19 protein-coding genes are annotated in these 16,556 nt (G+C 73.9%); 2 read left to right on the top strand and 17 right to left on the bottom strand.

Annotated elements, in window-relative coordinates; translation table 11 throughout:
• Positions 1 to 65: 65 nt before the first annotated feature.
• From Q5530_RS23785 to Q5530_RS23740, 10 genes are all read right to left on the bottom strand, one after another.
• On the bottom strand, positions 66 to 569 hold the full coding sequence (locus Q5530_RS23785) for an NADAR family protein (protein ID WP_415364969.1): 504 nt from the start codon (positions 567 to 569) through the stop codon (positions 66 to 68).
• A gap of 134 nt (positions 570 to 703) precedes the next feature.
• Entirely contained in the window at positions 704 to 1,675 is a 972-nt protein-coding gene (locus Q5530_RS23780; protein WP_415364968.1) for an NAD(P)-dependent alcohol dehydrogenase, read from the bottom strand.
• A gap of 15 nt (positions 1,676 to 1,690) precedes the next feature.
• Positions 1,691 to 2,638: a permease prefix domain 1-containing protein gene (locus Q5530_RS23775; RefSeq protein WP_415364967.1), complete on the bottom strand. Its 948-nt coding sequence runs from the start codon at positions 2,636 to 2,638 to the stop codon at positions 1,691 to 1,693.
• On the bottom strand, positions 2,635 to 2,970 hold the full coding sequence (locus Q5530_RS23770; protein WP_415364966.1) for a PadR family transcriptional regulator: 336 nt from the start codon (positions 2,968 to 2,970) through the stop codon (positions 2,635 to 2,637). Before Q5530_RS23770 ends, Q5530_RS23775 begins: the two co-directional genes overlap by 4 nt.
• A gap of 155 nt (positions 2,971 to 3,125) precedes the next feature.
• On the bottom strand, positions 3,126 to 3,701 hold the full coding sequence (locus Q5530_RS23765) for a pyridoxamine 5'-phosphate oxidase family protein (RefSeq protein WP_415364965.1): 576 nt from the start codon (positions 3,699 to 3,701) through the stop codon (positions 3,126 to 3,128).
• A 78-nt stretch (positions 3,702 to 3,779) separates the two neighbouring features.
• Positions 3,780 to 4,268 carry a class I SAM-dependent DNA methyltransferase gene (locus tag Q5530_RS23760; protein WP_415364964.1) on the bottom strand — a complete coding sequence of 163 codons (489 nt, stop codon included), beginning with the start codon at positions 4,266 to 4,268 and terminating at the stop codon, positions 3,780 to 3,782.
• A gap of 97 nt (positions 4,269 to 4,365) precedes the next feature.
• Positions 4,366 to 5,571: an RNA polymerase sigma factor gene (locus Q5530_RS23755; RefSeq protein ID WP_415364963.1), complete on the bottom strand. Its 1,206-nt coding sequence runs from the start codon at positions 5,569 to 5,571 to the stop codon at positions 4,366 to 4,368.
• 1 nt (position 5,572) lies between these two features.
• Positions 5,573 to 5,917: a YciI family protein gene (locus Q5530_RS23750; protein WP_415364962.1), complete on the bottom strand. Its 345-nt coding sequence runs from the start codon at positions 5,915 to 5,917 to the stop codon at positions 5,573 to 5,575.
• Between the two features lie 94 nt (positions 5,918 to 6,011).
• Positions 6,012 to 6,974, bottom strand: a complete 963-nt coding sequence (locus tag Q5530_RS23745; RefSeq protein ID WP_415365132.1) for a zinc-binding dehydrogenase — start codon at positions 6,972 to 6,974, stop codon at positions 6,012 to 6,014.
• 280 nt (positions 6,975 to 7,254) lie between these two features.
• Entirely contained in the window at positions 7,255 to 8,268 is a 1,014-nt protein-coding gene (locus Q5530_RS23740; RefSeq protein ID WP_415364961.1) for an RNA polymerase subunit sigma-70, read from the bottom strand.
• 190 nt (positions 8,269 to 8,458) lie between these two features.
• Between Q5530_RS23740 and Q5530_RS23735 the strand changes: the two genes are divergently transcribed.
• Positions 8,459 to 8,890, top strand: coding sequence for a DUF6892 domain-containing protein (locus Q5530_RS23735; RefSeq protein ID WP_415364960.1), 432 nt, complete (start codon positions 8,459 to 8,461; stop codon positions 8,888 to 8,890).
• Positions 8,891 to 8,924: 34 nt separating this feature from the next.
• Here the strand turns inward: Q5530_RS23735 and Q5530_RS23730 are convergent, their stop codons facing one another.
• The 3 genes from Q5530_RS23730 to Q5530_RS23720 form a co-directional block, all read right to left on the bottom strand.
• Positions 8,925 to 9,380 (bottom strand): GNAT family N-acetyltransferase, encoded by a 456-nt coding sequence (locus Q5530_RS23730; RefSeq protein WP_415364959.1) that lies wholly within the window; start codon positions 9,378 to 9,380, stop codon positions 8,925 to 8,927.
• 186 nt (positions 9,381 to 9,566) lie between these two features.
• Entirely contained in the window at positions 9,567 to 10,541 is a 975-nt protein-coding gene (locus Q5530_RS23725) for a GNAT family N-acetyltransferase (protein WP_415364958.1), read from the bottom strand.
• Between the two features lie 120 nt (positions 10,542 to 10,661).
• Complete coding sequence (locus Q5530_RS23720) at positions 10,662 to 11,795, bottom strand: hypothetical protein (protein ID WP_415364957.1); 1,134 nt, start codon at positions 11,793 to 11,795, stop codon at positions 10,662 to 10,664.
• A 146-nt stretch (positions 11,796 to 11,941) separates the two neighbouring features.
• Here Q5530_RS23720 and Q5530_RS23715 point away from each other — a divergent pair, with 146 nt between their 5' ends.
• A complete protein-coding gene (locus Q5530_RS23715) occupies positions 11,942 to 13,171 on the top strand; it encodes a tyrosine-type recombinase/integrase (protein WP_415364956.1) in 1,230 nt (409 codons plus the stop codon).
• A gap of 155 nt (positions 13,172 to 13,326) precedes the next feature.
• On the opposite strand, the gene Q5530_RS23710 is transcribed toward Q5530_RS23715, so the two are convergent.
• The 4 genes from Q5530_RS23710 to Q5530_RS23695 form a co-directional block, all read right to left on the bottom strand.
• Positions 13,327 to 13,830 carry a hypothetical protein gene (locus tag Q5530_RS23710; protein ID WP_415364955.1) on the bottom strand — a complete coding sequence of 168 codons (504 nt, stop codon included), beginning with the start codon at positions 13,828 to 13,830 and terminating at the stop codon, positions 13,327 to 13,329.
• Between the two features lie 40 nt (positions 13,831 to 13,870).
• Entirely contained in the window at positions 13,871 to 15,028 is a 1,158-nt protein-coding gene (locus Q5530_RS23705; protein WP_415364954.1) for an FAD-dependent monooxygenase, read from the bottom strand.
• Positions 15,025 to 15,546, bottom strand: coding sequence for a TetR/AcrR family transcriptional regulator (locus Q5530_RS23700; RefSeq protein WP_415364953.1), 522 nt, complete (start codon positions 15,544 to 15,546; stop codon positions 15,025 to 15,027). Before Q5530_RS23700 ends, Q5530_RS23705 begins: the two co-directional genes overlap by 4 nt.
• Positions 15,547 to 15,611: 65 nt before the next feature.
• Positions 15,612 to 16,490, bottom strand: a complete 879-nt coding sequence (locus Q5530_RS23695; RefSeq protein WP_415365131.1) for a TIGR03620 family F420-dependent LLM class oxidoreductase — start codon at positions 16,488 to 16,490, stop codon at positions 15,612 to 15,614.
• Between the last annotated feature and the right edge of the window lie 66 nt (positions 16,491 to 16,556).

Here is a 16,556-nt window from a genome sequence, read left to right as displayed (position 1 = left end):
TCGTGGTCGCGAGGGCCGGCGTCACCCGCGGCGAGACCGCGCTCACGCCCCGACCCGGCGCGCGCTCACCCACGCAGCCGCTCCCGCACGGTCATCAGCGCCTCGCCCAGCAGGTTCAGGCCGCGCCAGGAGGCCGGGTCCCTCGCCCGCTCGTCGTCGGCGGCCAGCCCGATGCCCCAGATCCGGTCCACCGGGCTGGCCTCCACCAGCACCCGGTTGCCGGTCGAGAGCAGGTAGGCCCGCAGCTCGTCGTGCGCGCCGAACTTCGCCAGGTTCGCGCGCACGACCACGTCCACCCGGTTGGCCACCCACGTGTCCTCGTCGAACCCGCGCACCTGGCGGCCCAGCGACTTCGCCTCGGCGGGCGTGCGGGCGGCGAGCACCCGACGGGCGGTGTGCTCGTCGCCGAACAGCAGCGCCTTGCCGACCATCATGTGGTGCTCGGCCGTCAAGTAGGTGCGGCCGTCCTCGGTGAACGGCGCCTCGTACCACTGGCTCAGGCACTGCCTGCCCACCGGCGCGCCCGGCCGCGTCTCGTGCCCCCAGAAGAACAGGTGGTCCGTCGCCATGCCGCGGGACGATGCCACACCGGGATCCGCGAGCAGAAGCGGATTTGCCCCCGGGTTTGCCCCCTGGGATCTGCCCTTCGGCATTCGTCCTTCGGCATTCGTCCTTCAGGGGCGGTCCGACCCGGCGCGGCCCCTCAGCCCGGGACCACGAGCACGACCTTGCCGCGGGCGCGCTCGACCTCGACGTGCCGGACGGCCTCGGCTGTCTCGGCCAGGGGGAAGGTCCGCTCCACCGCCGGCACCAGCTCCCCGGACGCCACGAGCCCGGCCAGGTGGGCGAGGTCGTCGACGTCGGGCCTGGCCGTCAGCAGGCGCAGCCGCCGGCCCGTGAACGGCGACAGCGCGAGCACGGCCAGCAGGCGCGGCGCGGGACCGAGCACCGGGCCGCCGTTGCCGGTGGAGGCGACGTAGATCCCGGTCGGGGTCAGCAGCTTCCGCATGGCCGACAGCGGGTGGTCGCCGGCGAGGTCGACGACCACGTCGTAGCGGCCGGCGCCGGCGGTGACGTCCTCCCGGTGGCGGTCGACGACGTGCGCGGCGCCCAGGGCCCGCGCCTGCTCGGCGTTGCGCCCCCCGCACACCGCGGTCACCTCCGCGCCGAGCAGCGCGGCCAGCCGCACGGCGAACGTGCCGACCCCGCCGGACGCGCCGTTGACCAGCACCGCGTGCTCGGCCCGGACGCGGCCGAGCCGCAGCGCCTGGTGGGCGGTGACCCCGGCCACCGGCAGCGTGGCGGCCTGGTCGAAGCCCACCGCGTCGGGGATGCGCGCCAGGCGGTCCTGCGGCGCGGCGACGAACTCGGCGAAGCCGCGCTGGTCGACCTCGCCGAAGACCCGGTCGCCGACCTCGAACCGGGTGACGCCCGCCCCGACCGCCTCGACCACGCCCGCGACGGCGCGCCCCAGGATCGTCGCCCTGGGCCCGCGCAGCCCGAAGGCGACGCGGATCAGCCGGGGTTCGCCGCGCAGGGCCGCCCGGTCGCCGAAGTTGAGCGATGCGGCCCGGACCCGGACCAGCACCTCGTCGGGGCCGGCCTCCGGTGCCGGCACGTCGGTGTACCGGAGCACGTCCGGTGAGCCGTAACGGGTGTAGGTGATGGCTTTCAACGTCCCTCCGGGAGGTCAGCGGCGGGTGCGCGCGGCCGCCGCGCCGACCGCGTGCAGCACGGTCGTGGCGGCGAGCACGCAGAGGCAGATCCCGATCGCCCGCACCAGCCCGCCGGACCAGCCGGCGGCGGTGACGAAGGCGGGGTTGAGCACGCGGTCGTTGGCGACCAGCCAGACCAGCGCGACCGCGCAGGTGACGTCGACCAGGGCGGCGGCCACCGCGACGGGCGCGCTCCAGCGCGCGTAGTGCCTGGCGAAGACCAGGCCCAGGGCGACCACCAGCAGGGCCGCGAACAGGTGGACGAAGCGGGTGTCCCACAGCCACGGCGACAGCGGGCCGACCGGGTCGCCATCGCCGTCGGTCACCGTGGTGAGCGTCGGCGACAGCAGGACCAGCGCGACGCCCAGGACCAGCGCCGCGGTCGCGGCGACCAGCTCGGCGTGCTTCGCGCGCCGGCCCGGCAGCTCGGGCAGCTGCTCCGGCGCCCACCCCCGGGGGACGGCGCGGCGCAGTGCCGGCGCCCGCTCGATCAGGGCGAACAGCGCGGTCGTCCAGAGCGCGATGTGCCCGCCGGTCGTGGCCGCCGCGCCCAGCGCGCCCAGGAGCACGTCCGCCACGGGCTCGCCGCGCCCGACCCCGGCGAGCCCGACCGCCGCGGCCGCGGCCGGCACGACCGTCGCCAGCAGCACCGTCAGCAGCCGCCGGTAGTCGGGGTAGTGGGCGGGCCCGACCAGGTGCGGCGGCCGGTCGGCGTACCCGGCCGCCAGCTGCACGGGGTCGCCGAGCGCGGCGAGTGCCGCCCGCTCGGCCGCCGCGGGGTCGGCTCCGCCGTCGACGCGGGCGTCCACGGCGTCCGCGATGGAGGCGCGCAGCTCTCGTTCGATGTCGGGGCGCAGCCGGTGCGGCAGCCGGCGCAGCGCCGCGTCGACGTACCGCTCGGTCAGTTCGGCCGTGCTCGTCATGGTGTCCCCCTCAGGGCGCGGAACGCGGTGTTCAGCTGGTCCCAGTCGTGGTTCAGGGCGCTCGCGAGCCGCTCGCCGTCCGGACTGGTCCGGTAGAACTTCCGCGGCCGCGATTCGTCGGTGTTCCAGTCGCTGGTCAGCAGGCCCTGCTTCTCCAGCCGGCGCAGCAGCGGGTAGAGCGTGTTGGCGTCCACCGCGAAACCGCGGCGGTCGAGCAGGTCCAGCAGGGCGTAGCCGTAGTTGGGCTCCCTCAGGACGAGCAGGCAGGCCAGCACCGCGGTTCCCCGGCGCAACTCCTGGAGGTGGGTGGAGAGCAGCTCATCATCGGGCACGTCCGACACAATACCGTGTGCCACACACTATAGTGCAAGAGGTAGGCCACGTCGGTGGTGGTCGCACGGGCGGGCGCGGTTCCGCGCCGGGCCCGCCCGGACCCCCGGAGTCGGTCTACCTGGACCGTTTACCCGGGTCGTTTACCCGGGTCGGTCTACCTGGGCGGCAGCGGCAGGGGCAGCGCGGGCAGGCCGTCGATGCTCGCCCCGTTGTGGTCCTTGGACTCGCAGTAGGCCGCGAACTCCTCGTCGGTCTTGCGGCCGAAGTAGTCCGCGTGCAGCGCGCGCTCGCCCCGGTAGTCCAGGAACGGCACGGCGAACCCGCAGGTGTCGGTGATCAGCTTCGCGGTGACCACCACGACCGCCCGCAGTCCGGGCCCGTCGGCGTCGCCGAACCCGGCGACCAGGTCGGGGAAGCGCGGGTCGTCGCGGAAGACCGGCTCGCCGGTGCCGTGCACGCGCACGATGTTCGGCGGGCCGTCGAAGGCACACCACATGAGCGTGATCCGCCCGTTCTCCCGCAGGTGCGCGAGGGTCTCCGCGTGGCTGCCGCCGAAGTCGAGGAAGGCCACCCGGTGCTCGTCGAGCACCCGCCAGGTGCCCCGGCGCCCCTTGGGCGACAGGTTCACGTGCCCGTCGGCCGCCAGCGGCGCGCTGGCCGTGAAGAACAGCGGCTGCGCCTCGATGAAGTCCTTCAGCCGGCCTTCGATCCGCTCGTAGGTCTTGCCCATGGGGGCAGTATCCACCGGCCGGGCAGCGGGTGACGACGCACTTCCACGCTCCGGTGCGAACCCGTCGCCCGCGATCGGTCAGACCCCGGGGACGCGCCGCGCGACGATGGCGGCGTAGGGGCGTTTGCCCGGATCGACGCGGCTCGTCGTCGCCTCCACCCGGAAACCCGCCTCCACCAGGCACCGCGCGAACTCCCCGAGCACGCGGGGCACGTCCTCCGGGGCGGTGTGGATGATCGAGTACCACGACAGGATCCCGCCCAGCGAGCGGTCGGGCACGCCCAGCTCGTCCAGCCGGCCGACGCGGAAGGAGCTGGCGGGGAACCGCGAGCGGGCCATGTCGACGAAGCGCGGCACGAGGTCCACGCCCTCGACGTCGCAGCCCCGTCGGCGCAGGAAGTCGGTCCAGTGCCCCGGCCCGCACCCCGCGTCGACGACGCGCCCGGACACCTCCTCGGCCCACCGGGACACCAGCCCGATGTCCGGCTCGGGCATCCCCTCCGGCGAGAAGGCCAGCTCGGCGTACTCCTCCGCCAGCCGGCCGTACGCGTCCCTCACATCATCCACCGACACAGATCCCCCAGGTCGAGGTCCCGCCGACGGCGACCCCTCCGGGGCGGAGACGATCAAGCCTCGGCGCCGACATCCTGCCACCGCGGCCCGGTCATCCCCCCGGCGCGACGACCGCGCCCAGCGCGCGGCGCAGCAGCTCCCGCTCGACGGCGTTGCCCGCCAGCGCCAGCGCCCGCCCGTAGGCCGCGGCGGCCTCCGCAGGCCGGTCCAGGCGGCGCAGCAGGTCGGCCCGGGTGGCGTGGAACAGGTGGTAGTCCTCCAGCTCCAGCCCGTCCACCAGCGCCAACCCCGCGGCCGGGCCGGACACCTCGGCCACCGCCACGGCCCGGTTGAGCGCCACCACCGGCGTCGGCGTCAACGCCAGCAGGTGGTCGTAGAGCACCACCACCTGCGCCCAGTCGGTGGGCGGCGGGTCGCTGTGCACGGCGTTGATCGCCGCCTGCACCTGGTAGGGCCCGGGTCGGCCGCGGCGCAGGCACCACCGCACCAGCTCCCGCGCCTCCTCCACCAGCGCCCCGTCCCACCGCGACCGGTCCTGGTCGGCCAGCCGCACCAGTTCGCCACCCGGCCCGGTGCGCGCGCCCTGCCGCGAGCGCAGGAACAGCATCAGCGCCAGCAGCCCGACCGCCTCGGGCTCGTCGGGCATCAGCCGCACCAGCACCCGCCCGAGCCGCACCGCCTCCGCGCACAGCTCGTCGCGCACCAGCCCCTCGCCCGAGCCCGCCGAGTAGCCCTCGTTGAACACCAGGTAGAGCACCGCGAGCACGGCCCGCAGCCGGTCGGGCAGCTCGGCCTCGTCGGGCACCCGGTAGGGGATGCGCGCGTCGCGGATCTTCGCCTTGGCCCGCACCAGGCGCTGCGCCATGGTCGCCTCGGGCACCAGGAACGCCCGCGCGATCTCGGCCGTGGACAGCCCGCCCAGCAGGCGCAGCGTCAACGCCACCCGCGCCGCCGGGTTCAGCGCCGGGTGGCAGCAGGTGAAGATCAGCCTCAACCGCTCGTCGCCCACCACGTCCTCCTCCGCCGGTTCGCCGTCCGCGCGCAGCAGGACGGCCTGGGCGTGCCGGTCCTCGCGCGAGGACTCCCGGCGCAGCCGGTCGATCGCCCGGTGGCGGGCGGTGGTGATGATCCAGCCCGCCGGGCTCGGCGGCACGCCCGTCTCCGGCCACCGGCGCACGGCCTCGGCGAACGCGTCCTGGACCGCCTCCTCGGCGATGTCGACGTCGCCGAAGACGCGGACCAGGACCGCCACCGACCGGCCGTGCTCGGCCCGGAAGACCCGCTCGACCTCGGACACGTCAGTCCCGGAAGGGCCGGACCTCGATCGGCAGGGTGATCGCGGACTGGAGCCTGCGCCCCCAGTCCAGCGCCGCGTCCAGGTCCGGCACGTCGATGATCGTGAAGCCGCCGAGGTACTCCTTGGTCTCGACGTACGGGCCGTCGACCACCAGCACGTCGCCCCTGCCGTCCGGGCGCAGGGTGGTGGCGGTGTCGGGGAGGTGCAGACCCCCGCCGAACACCCACACGCCGGCCTGCCGCATCTGCTCGTTGACCGCGCCCACGTCGACCATGATCTTCGCCAGCACGTCCGGGTCGGGCACGCCGCCGGTCGGCTGGACCACGCTGAGCAGGTAGTTCGTCATGTCGGCTCCTCCGTGTCGGGGGTTGTCCCGCCCTCTACACGAACGACCCCCGACCGGATCGACACCACGGGCGAAAAAATTCTCGGAGGAACCCTCAGACGAGCCCGACGAGCTTGCCGACCCGGCGGCCGTGCTCCAGGTCGTCGTGGGCCCGCCGGATGTCCTCCAGCGGGTAGACCGCGATCGGCCCGAGCGTGGTCTCGCCGCCGGCGACCTGGTCGAGGAAGCGCTGGAGCACCTCGGCGGGCAGGTCGGAGCTCTCGCCGGCGTAGGCGGTCAGCCGCACCCCCTTGGGCAGGTAGCCGATGGGGTGGAAGTCCGGCACGACCCACTCGTCGGACAGCATCCCGGTGAAGCAGACCGTGCCGTGCACCCGCGTCGCGGCCAGGGTGTCGGGCAGGGTCGGCGTGCCGACCAGCTCCAGCGCGGCGTCCACGCCGTCGGGGAACAGCTCGCGCACCCGGTCGGCCACCCGCCCGTCGTCGAGCAGCGGGTGCGCCACGCCGTGCTCGCGCAGCACGTCGAGCCGGTCGGCGCGGCGCGTGGTGGCCAGCACGGTGGCGCCGATGTCGACCGCCGGCGCCGCGGCGGCGAAGCCGAGCGCGGAGGTGCCGCCGCGGATGAGCAGCGACTGCCCGGCCCGCAGGTCCAGGCCGGTGGTCAGCGAGCGGTAGGCGGTCTGGAGGGTCTCGGGGATCGCCCCCAGCACCTCCCACGGCAGCGTCGAGTCGAAGGGCAGCAGGATCTCGCGCGGCACGGCGGTGTACTCGGCGTAGCCGCCGTCGAACACCCGGCCCATGCCGCCCATCATCGCCGCGACCCGCTGCCCGACGGGCAGGTCGCACTCGCTGTCGACCACGCCGACCGCCTCGATGCCCGGCACGCGCGGGAAGGTGACGCCCTCGGCCAGGCCCAGGCGGGTGTGCAGCTCCGACCGGTTGAGCCCGAACGCGGCGACCTGGACCCGCACCCACCCCGGCGGCGGCTCGGGCACCGGCAGGTCGACCACGGCCAGGTTCTCCACCAGCCCCGGTCCGCTCAGCACGACGGCCCGCATCGTGCCGGTCATCCGCGACGCTCGGGGATCGTGGTGGACATGCGCGTCGACTCCTCTCGTCCGGCCGCCGGCAGCGGCTCGTCCCCAGCCTGCCCCGACATCCGGTGCGGCGCAGGCGGGTGCACCCGACGGGATGAGATCACGGGGCGCGGCAGCCGAGGTCGGGGGTGCGGGTCCCACACCGATCAGGTTTCCGCGCCGCGCCGTGTTCTCCGGGACGTGAAGACGCCCCGCGGGCGACGCCGGCGGGGCGGTGGTGTTCGCGTTGTCGCGTTGGTGTTCAGCCGGTCGGTGTCGGGAGCAGGTCCAGCCAGGGTTTGTCGGTGGCGTCGAAGCCGGTGAGCTCGGCGATCTTCCCGTCGACGACGCGCAGGACCGCGATGGCGAACAGCCGGTGCCCCGGGTCGTCGGGGGCGCGGAGGTACAGCAGGGCGGCGGGCATGCGGTTGACCGTCGTGGCGACACCGCGCCAGTCGTCGTGACCGCGCCGGAAGAGCCCGCCGGAGACCCAGCCGTCCACCGCCTCCCGGGCCGTCACGACCGACGTACCCGACTCGGGCAGCATCGCGAAGCGCAGGTCGTCGCGCAGCAGGGACATCAGCCCGTCGAGGTCGTTGCGCTCGTGGGCGTCTATGTAGGACTTGACCGCGCCGCGCTCGTCATCCGACAGCTCGTGGGTGGCGGGGCTCCGCCAGTCGAGGCGGCGGTCGGGCAGCCGCTCGCGCATCGTCACGCGCGCCCGTTGCAGCGCACTGGTCACCGATGCGATGGTCAGTTCGAGGGAGTCGGCGGTCTTCGACGCCGGCCAGCCGAGGACGTCGCGCAGGACGAGCACCGCCCGCTGCCGCGGCGGCAGGTGCTGGACGGCGACGATGAACGCCAACTCGATGGTCTCCCGCGCCACCACCGATTCCTGCGGGTCCTCGGGGAGCATCCGGTCGGGGTAGGGCTGCAGGTACAGCACCTCGAAGCCGGGGTCCGACAGCCCGGACGGTACGGGCGTGCGGTCGTTGCGCTTCTCCAGGAAGTCGAGGCAGGCGTTCGTCGCGATCCGGTACAGCCAGGTCCGCAGCGTCGCGTGGCCCTTGAACGACTCCCGCTTGTTCCACGCCCGCAGGAACGTCTCCTGCGTCAGGTCCTGGGCGTCCTCGTAGTTCGCGAGCATCCGGTAGCAGTGCACCTGGAGCTCACGTCGGTGGCGCTCCGTGAGGAGCGCGAACCGCGCCGTGTCGCCTGAACGAGCCGCCGCGATGAACGTGACCTCGTCATCACCCGGCAGCCTGTCGTCGGTCATGGTCGTCAATCCTTCCACCGGTGCGAGAGGGCTGACACAACTGACGACGTGGCGGAGGATTCCTGATCGGTGAGCCGTCGGCACCGGGCCGTTCGCCGTGGGCCGGCACGGCTGAGCGTTGTTCTCGGCGCCTTGCGGAGGTGTGCGTCGACCGCCCGGGTTGTCAGGGCGGTCTGGTAGGTAGTGGGGCATGTTCCGCGACTTCAACTTCAAGCTGCTGGTCATCGACAAGCTCATGTACCGGGACAAGGTGATCCGGCCTCCTTTCCGGATCGCCGACGTTCTCCACGCCAAGGGCGCCACCGGCGACCTGTGGAAGTACCTGTACGAGCACAACCTGCTCTACACGGTCCTGGAGGAGGCCCGCCGGTACTTCACCGACCTGGAGATCACCCCCGACCAACTGGCCGCCGTGGACGAACTGACCACCGACGGCGGGCTGGAGGTCTACCACCAGTGCTCCCCGTTCTGGGACGGGGAGGACGACCTCTTCGACATCACCTCGCTGGACGACCTCGCCCTGCTGCCCAACCTCCGCGCGATCCACGGCGGCAACGAGGCCGTGATGGCCGCCCCCGACGCCCGGAACACCCTCAAGACCCGCGGAATCGCCGTGGAATGAGCAGCAGGCCCGACGGCGCACACCAGCCCCCGGGTCAGCCCGGCACCAGCCCGGGGTGCCCGAACTGGGCGATCCGCAGGCCGCCCTCCAGCACCACCGTGTCGACCAGCCGGAACCCCAGCCCCTCGTAGAGCTCGATCGCGGCGGCGTTCGCGGCGCCCGTCGACACGATCGCCGGCCCGCCCTCGGCCAGCACCTGCTCCACCAGGCGCCGGGCGAACCCGAGCCGGAAGTGGCTGGGCGTCACGCACAGGCGGTCGATGTCGAGCACCCCGTCGACCCGCGCGTACCCGACGAACGCCACCAGCTCGTTGTCGACGTAGCCGCCCAGCCAGCGCAGCGGCAGCGTCCTGACGTCCTCGGCGGTCTCGTTCAGGGCGGGGATGGACGTGGTGCCGATCAGCTCGGCCTCCACGGCGTAGGACCGCCGGGCGATCTCGTGGACCGCCGACACCGTGGCGTCGTCGGTCATGTCCAGGGGGACGATCATGCGGCCACCGCCTGACTGTGCGTGGGGAGGGAGATGAGCCGAAGATTTCCATTCGGTGCCCGGTTCAACCCCGTGCGTCTCATCGACGTGCGCCGCCCGGAAGTGTCGGACCCCACCGCTACGCTGCGCGAACGACCGGGCACAAGGGCCGGTCGGCTGAACTTCGCCCAACGACAGTTGCCCCCGTCAGGCCTCCAGCGCCCAGCGCACGTACCGCATCTTCGGTGTGAAGCCCGCCTTCTCGAAGATCCCGAAAGCCCCGAAGGGGTTCGCCGAGTCCACGCTCAGGCTGGCGCGGTGGTAGCCCTGGTCGGCGGCGGCCCGCAGCGCGTGCCCGATCAGCGCGCCGGCGGCTCCCCGGTTCCGGTAGCCCCGAAGCGTTCCGATGAGCATGAAGTGCGCGTCGCGGACGCCGGTGGCCACCGTATCGGCCTCCCAGCACATGGTCACCAGCATGCCCACCGGGGCCCCGTTCGCCACATCCCGGAGCAGGAAGCTGACCGAGGGCTGGAACGTCTGGTTGGTGATCTTGTTCTGCCACAGGTCCACGGGCATCGGCACCGCACCCCAGTGGTCCTCGTACGACTCGTTCCGGATCAACCGGAAGTCCTCGTCGTTCTGCTCCGACCACGGCTCGACCCGCAGCCCGTCGGGGATCGCCGCGTCGCCGAGCGCGCCGTCAAGCGGGTGCTCCATGCGCTGGTAGTAGCGGACCGGTGTGAAGCCCCGGGATCCGACCAGATCGGCCACGCCGGCGATGTGCTCGCCCTTGTGGACGTCGACCACGAGCTTCCGGGTCGGGTGGTGCAGTGCGTGCAGTACCTTCGCCGCCGCCACCCCGGCTTCCACGAGCACGGTGCCGACACCCCGGCGGCGGTGGTCGGGGTGGACGCCGCCGTCCAGGAAGACCCGGTGGACCTCTTCCGCGGACGGCTTGTAGCGGACCTTCATGTAGCCGACCATCACGTCGCCGTCGAAGGCCGCGAGGCTCCCGCGCTCCAGGTCCGCATAAGGGTCGATCAACTCCTGGAGGGTGTCCTCCTCGGTGTAGTTCTCGCCGATCTCGTCAACGGTCTCGATGGCGTTGAGGAGATCGGCCGACACCTTGGCGTCCCCGCGGGTGAGCGGACGCCACGTGAGGGAGGTGGGTTCCTCGTACATGCGACCGACGGTAATCCCCGCGCGTGCGGGCTGTCGCCTTACTTCATGACCGGGGCCGGTGGCGCTCGACGGTCACCGATGCCGCGCGGAACGTGACGCCACCGCCCTGCGCGAGCCTCGTCAGGCACCCTCCTGCGACGGGTCGCCCGGGGTGTCGCCCCGGTCGCGCGTGAGACCGACGATGGTGTCCAGCACGGTGTCCACCTGCCCGGCGGAGGTGTCGTCGCGGGCGTCGCGGAACCGCCCGACGGCCTCGGAGATGCGGTCGAGCAGCGCCCGGTGGCGGTCGCGGTCGCGGCCCAGGCGCTCGGCGCGCTCGGTCTGGGCGCCCAGTTCGGCCGCCCGCGCGTCGTGCCCGGCGCGGAGTTCGGCGGTTTCGGCACGGGCCCGCTCGACTCGGCGTTCGGCGTCGGCGGTGACGCGTTCGATCCGCTGCTCGGTCTCGGCGCGCAGGCGCTCGACCGCCTGTTCGGCGGCCTGGAGCCGGTGGTCGCGCTCGGCCAGCTGGGTGCGCAGCGCCTTGAGCTCCGCGCGCAGTTCGGCGGCCTGCTCACGGGCGGCGGTCTCGGCGGTGGTCGCCGCCTGGACGCGCTGGTCGGCGGCGGCGGTGATGGCGGCGACCGTGGCGGTGGCGGTGGCGGCCGCCTGCTCGGCCTGCCGGTGGGCGGCGTCGCGTTCGGCGGTGACGCGCGCCAGTTCCAGCTCGACCGCGCGCTGTTCCGCTTCGGCCTTGCGCTGTGCGGCGCCGGCCTGCTCGCGGGCGCGCAGTGCCTCGGCGTGTTCCTCGCGGGCGGTGCGCGCGTCCGCCAGGGCCGTGTCCCTGGCGGTTTCGGCGGCGGCCCTGTCCTGCTCGGCCTGATCCGCCCGCCGGGTCGCCGTCTCACGCAGCTCGCGTTCGCGCACGGCCTCGGTCTTGGCCTGCTCGACCTGTTCGGCGGCGGTGGCCAGTTCGGTCGCGGTGGAGGTGCGCAGTTCCCGCAGGGCGGTGGTGAGCGCGGTCATCGGTTCCAGCACGCGGTCGGCCGCGTCGACGAAGACGCTCGCCGCTCCGGAGAGGTGGGGGGAGGGGGTCTTCCCCAGTGCCTCGGTCAGCGCGGCCTCGGCCCCCGCCAGTTGCTTGCAGGTGTGGCCGCCGGGCCAGTCGCGCTCGGGGCAGTACTCGAACGGGCGGCCACCCCGGGGGCCGGGCGGGGGGAGAGGGGCGCGGCAGCGGCCGAAGGCGCACAGCGCCGTCCTCTCCGGAGCTTGGGTCATGGGCCAACCCTAGTAATAGGTTGAGCAACATACAACTTGAGGTTGGAGATAAATAACTCCAACCTAACTCGGCTACAGAAGGAGGCTTTTGTAGCTAAGCTGACGGCTGACGGATACGGCTACGCAGAGGCAGGCTTGGAAGCACCGTGAGTGACATCGAGCGGGTGGCGGACGACCGGATCGACGCCCGAAAAACCGGGTGGCCCCTGGAGGGCCCCTGGCCGGGGGTGGCGGACCCCGCCGGGCTGCTGGGGGAGATCGCCGAGTGGCTGGGCGCCTACGGCAACGCCGGGACGCGCCGCACCTACGCCGAAGGGCTCGGCCTGCCGGTCGGCGCCGCCGACGTCCGCGAGTGGGTCGGGCACGACGACCCGGCCTGGGCGCACGCCGTCCTGAGGTACGCCACCGCGCTGGGCCTGTCCCTGCAACCCGTGAGCGGGCACCGCCGGTTGCCGCCGCCCGCGCCGCGCGGCCGGTTGCGGCACCTGCACTGGTTCCGCTGGTGCGCCCACCAGGGCCTGGACCCGCTGCGGGCCCGCTCGACCGACGTGAAGACCTGGCTCGCCCAGCTGGCCGGCGAGGGCGCGGCGGTGACCACCCGGGACCGCATGCTGGCCACGGTCAAGGCGCTCTACACCCACCTCGCCGACGTCGGGCTGGCCTCCGGCAACCCGGCGGCACTGGACCGGCGCCGGCTCGGGCTGGTCGTCGCCCGCGACAGCACCACCAGCACCGTCACCCTCACCATCCGCCAGGTCCAGGCCCTCTACGCGGCGGCGGTGGCGCCCCGGCGCGGGGCCGGGCCGGTCGACACCACGCGCGCGGGCGCGGTCGTCGCCCTGTTCACCCTCGGGCTGCGGGTCAGCGAGATCTGCGGCCTCGACGGCGCCGACCTGCACGTCACCCGAGGTCGTCGCGCGCTGCGCGTGACCGGCAAGGGCGGCAAGACCCGCATCGTCTACCTGCACGAACTCGCCGACAACGCCCTGATGGACTACCTGCACCACCGGGACAGCCGCAGCACCGAGGTGGTCCGGTCGCAGGGTCAGGCCGCGTGGCGGTCCCAGCCCCTGCTGACCACCCGCACCGGCAACCGCTACCAGCGCCAGGCGCTGTGGCAACTGCTGCGGCGCACCGCCGGCTCGGCGGGCGGCACGTTGCGCGACGTCGCCGACGCCATGCACCCGCACGCGCTGCGCCACTTCTACGTCACCACCGCCGTCGAGGCGGGGGCGGAGATGGTGCACGTCCAGGCCGACGTCGGCCACAGCAGCCTCGACACCACCGAGCAGGTCTACAACCACGCCGCCCGCGACCCCGCCCGCAGCGCCGCCGACCTGGTGGGACGGGCCCTGCTCGCGACGGAGGACGCGTAGGGCACCACTAGATCGTCACCGTGACGAAACTCGGCCATGGGATCGGGTGGAGTGGATCAGTCCTGACGGGGCTTTTCCGGGCGGTGCCGATCGGGGGTCACAGCCCGATCGGCACCGGGTGGGCGGAGCAGGCTCCCCGACGACATCCGGGCACCCTACGAGGATCGGCGGAGCAGGCTCACGGCGGCGGCGACCACGAGCGCGAGGCGCAGGGCGTTGCCGATCTCCCACATCACCACGGCGGCGTGCACGTCGGCCACGGTCGCCGTCGGATCGCGCAACGTCGGGTTGACCGTGCCGACCAGGACGCCCGTGCCCGCCGCCGCGATCGTCACGAGGACGGCGGCCCGCAGCACCGCCCGCCGGGAGCCGTCCCGGTGCACGCGGACGACCAGCGCCCACACGAGCGCGAGCAGGGCGATGAGGGCCGGCACGAAGTAGAAGACGGGGCTGCCCGCCGCGAACTCGCCGGGCACCGAGCCGGGCGGCAGTCCCCACACCCACGGCATCAGCACGATCGCCTCGTAGAGGTTGCCGAAGCCCCACCAGGCCAGCAGCACGAGCACCGCGCCGACGTGCGGGCCGTGGCGGTCGGGGACGGCGGGCGGTCGTACCGGCTCCACGGAGGTCTCCTCGACGGGTTCGCGACTGGGGCTCATCACCTACCGGGTCCACCCGGCCCCTCGGCACGCCGGAGGATCAGGCGAGGGGCACCGGTTTGCCGACCAGGCCGGTGGTGACGAGCCGGTCCACGCCGGGCAGGTGCGACAGCCGCATCGCGATGCGCCGGGCGCGCAGCCGCCGCGACGAGGCGGGCAGGAACCACCGGGCCCCCGACCTGGCCACCCGCTGCCGGTCCTCCACCACCGGTCGCCAGGTGCGCTCGTAGGCGGTGAAGTCATGGGCGGTGAGGTGGCGGGTGGCGGGGTCGTCCAGGGTCGCGGCCAGCACCCACGCGCCGCCGATGCCCAGCGACGCGCCCTGACCGGCCAGCAGCGACACCGCCCCGCACGCGTCGCCCACCAGCACCACCCGCCCGGACGACCAGCGCGGCAGCTCCACCTGGGCGACCTGGTCGTAGTAGATCTCCTCGGGGCAGCGCGCCAACGCCCGCGGCACCACCCAGCCCAGCGACCCGTAGGTCTCCAGCACCGCCGCGCGCGGGTCCTCGGGCAGCTCCGGCGAGGACGTGCGGTGCACGGTGAACGCGGCCACCCGCCCGTCGCGCAGCCCGTAGAACCCGACCTGGCGGCCCACGGTGTCGGTGAGGCAGAAGCGGTCGCGCACCAGTTCGTGGACGTGCGGGTCGTCGAACACGAACGCGGCGGTGTGGAACCCGAGGTGGCGCAGGTGGCCGTCGCCGAACACCAGCCGCCGCACCGCCGAGTGCACGCCGTCGGCGCCGACCAGCAGGTCCCCGGTGGCGCTCGTGCCGTCGGCCAGCCGCGCGGTGACCCCGTCGTCGTCCTGCTCGACGCCGACGACGCGGGCGGCGAACCGCAGCTCGACCGCCGGGGGCAGGTCCTCGCGGAACGCGCGTTCGACGTCGGGTCGCATGATGCTCAGCAGCCGCCCGTCCACGGCGCGGGCGACCCGGTCGAAGTCCAGCCCGGCGACCCGGCGGCCGCGGTCGTCGAGGTAGGCGGCCTCGGTGACCCGGTACCCCAGCTCGCGCAGCCGGGGCAGCACGCCCATCCGCTCGGCGGCGTCGTAGCCGGGCCCGAAGAAATCGATCATGTACCCGGCGGTGCGGGGCGCGGGCGCCTGTTCGAGGACCACGACGTCGTGGCCGAGGGTGCCCAGCCGGTGGGCCAGGGCCAGGCCGGCGATGCCGGCGCCGCTGATCAGGACCCTCACCGCAGCGCCCTGCCCAGCACCGACACGACCACGTCGACGGACAGGTCGGGGGACAGGGCGCGGTGCAGCAGCACCCCGTCCACGGCGGCGGCGAGCACGGCCGCGGTGTCCGCGGGCGCGGGCACGCCGTGCCGGGCCAGCCGGGTGGCCAGCTCGGCGCGGAACTCGACCAGCACCTCCCGCACGGCCTCGCGCAGCACGTCGTCGCGGGTGGCGGCGAGGATGGTCTCGACGAACAGCTCCTGGCCGCTGTGCCCGTCCAGGGCGTCCAGCAGCGCGGTCAGCATCCGGCGGGGCGTGGTCGCGGTGTCCAGCACCCCGGGCAGTCCGGCCAGGGCGGTGCGCAACGCGCCCACCGCGGCCTCCACCAGCACCGCGGGCAACGAGTCGAAGTGGTAGTGCACCACCCCGGAGCCGACGCCTGCGCGTTCGGCCAGCACCCGCGTGCTGACCGCGCCCCAGCCCTTCTCCGCGATGAGTTCCGCGGCCGCGTGCAGCAGCCGTTGTCGCACTGTCATTGGACGACTGTACTGAACGATCGCCCAAACGGTCGAGGGCGCCCCGGATCGCGGTCACGGCGGCCTCACGCGGCGGCGTGGCGGGGCAGCACCGCCTCGGCCAGCCGCCGCCAGTGCGGCAGGGCGGACCGGCCCGGCTCGACCCCGACGACCTGGACGCCGACGTGGTCGGCGCCGGCGTCGAGGTGGGCGTGCAGCCGGTCGACGACGGTGTCCAGGTCGCCCCAGGCCACCAGGTCGTCGACGAGCCGGTCAGTGCCGCGCCCGCCGTCGACATCGGCCTCGGTGTAGCCCAGGCGCAGGTACTTGGCGACGTTGTACTCCGTGGTCAGGTAGGGGTGCAGGTGTTCGCGGGCGATCGCGCGGGCCCGATCGGGGTCGGTCTCGAACAGCACCGCCTGCTCGACGCCGAGGAACGGCCGCCCGCCCAGCACCTCCCGCGCCCGCGCGGTGTGCTCCACCGTCACGTGGTAGGTGTGCGCACCCTCGGTGCGCTCGCCGGCCAGCCGCAGCATCCTGGGCCCGTAGGCGGCCAGCAGGCGCCGCACCGGCGTGGCCGGCAGGGGGTTGCCGCTGGTCGCGGCGTCCATCTCGGTCAGGTAGTCCGCCACCGCGCCCAGCGGGCTGGTGGTCCCGGCTCGCACGCCGCCGAAACCCAGGCCGAGCAGGTGGCGGTCCGGGTAGGCGTCGGCCAGCAGCACGGCCGCGCCCCGGGTCCACCGCGCGCCGCGCGACCAGATCCGGGCGATGCCGTTGACCACGGCCAGGCGCTCGGTGCAGGCCAGCAGGAACCCGGCGTGGGTCATGGCCTCGCGGCCGTTGCTCTCGGGGACCCAGATCGCGGGCCAGCCCAGCCCCTCCAGCTCCTGGACCGAATCGCGGATCATGCCCGCGGGCTGGTCCTCGAAGTCGAACGTCCAGACCCCGATGCGCCCCAGGTCCATTCCCTCGATCGCGCCCATGCGTCCCCCTCGGTCGACGGCGCGGAGCCGTCACGATCATCTCGAACG

Origin of the sequence: Saccharothrix sp. BKS2, assembly GCF_047689505.1 — a bacterium.
Classification (GTDB): Bacteria; Actinomycetota; Actinomycetes; order Mycobacteriales; family Pseudonocardiaceae; genus Actinosynnema; species Actinosynnema lopnurensis.
Note: the sequence above shows the minus strand (reverse complement) of the source record. Positions and strands in the feature narration are given on the sequence as shown.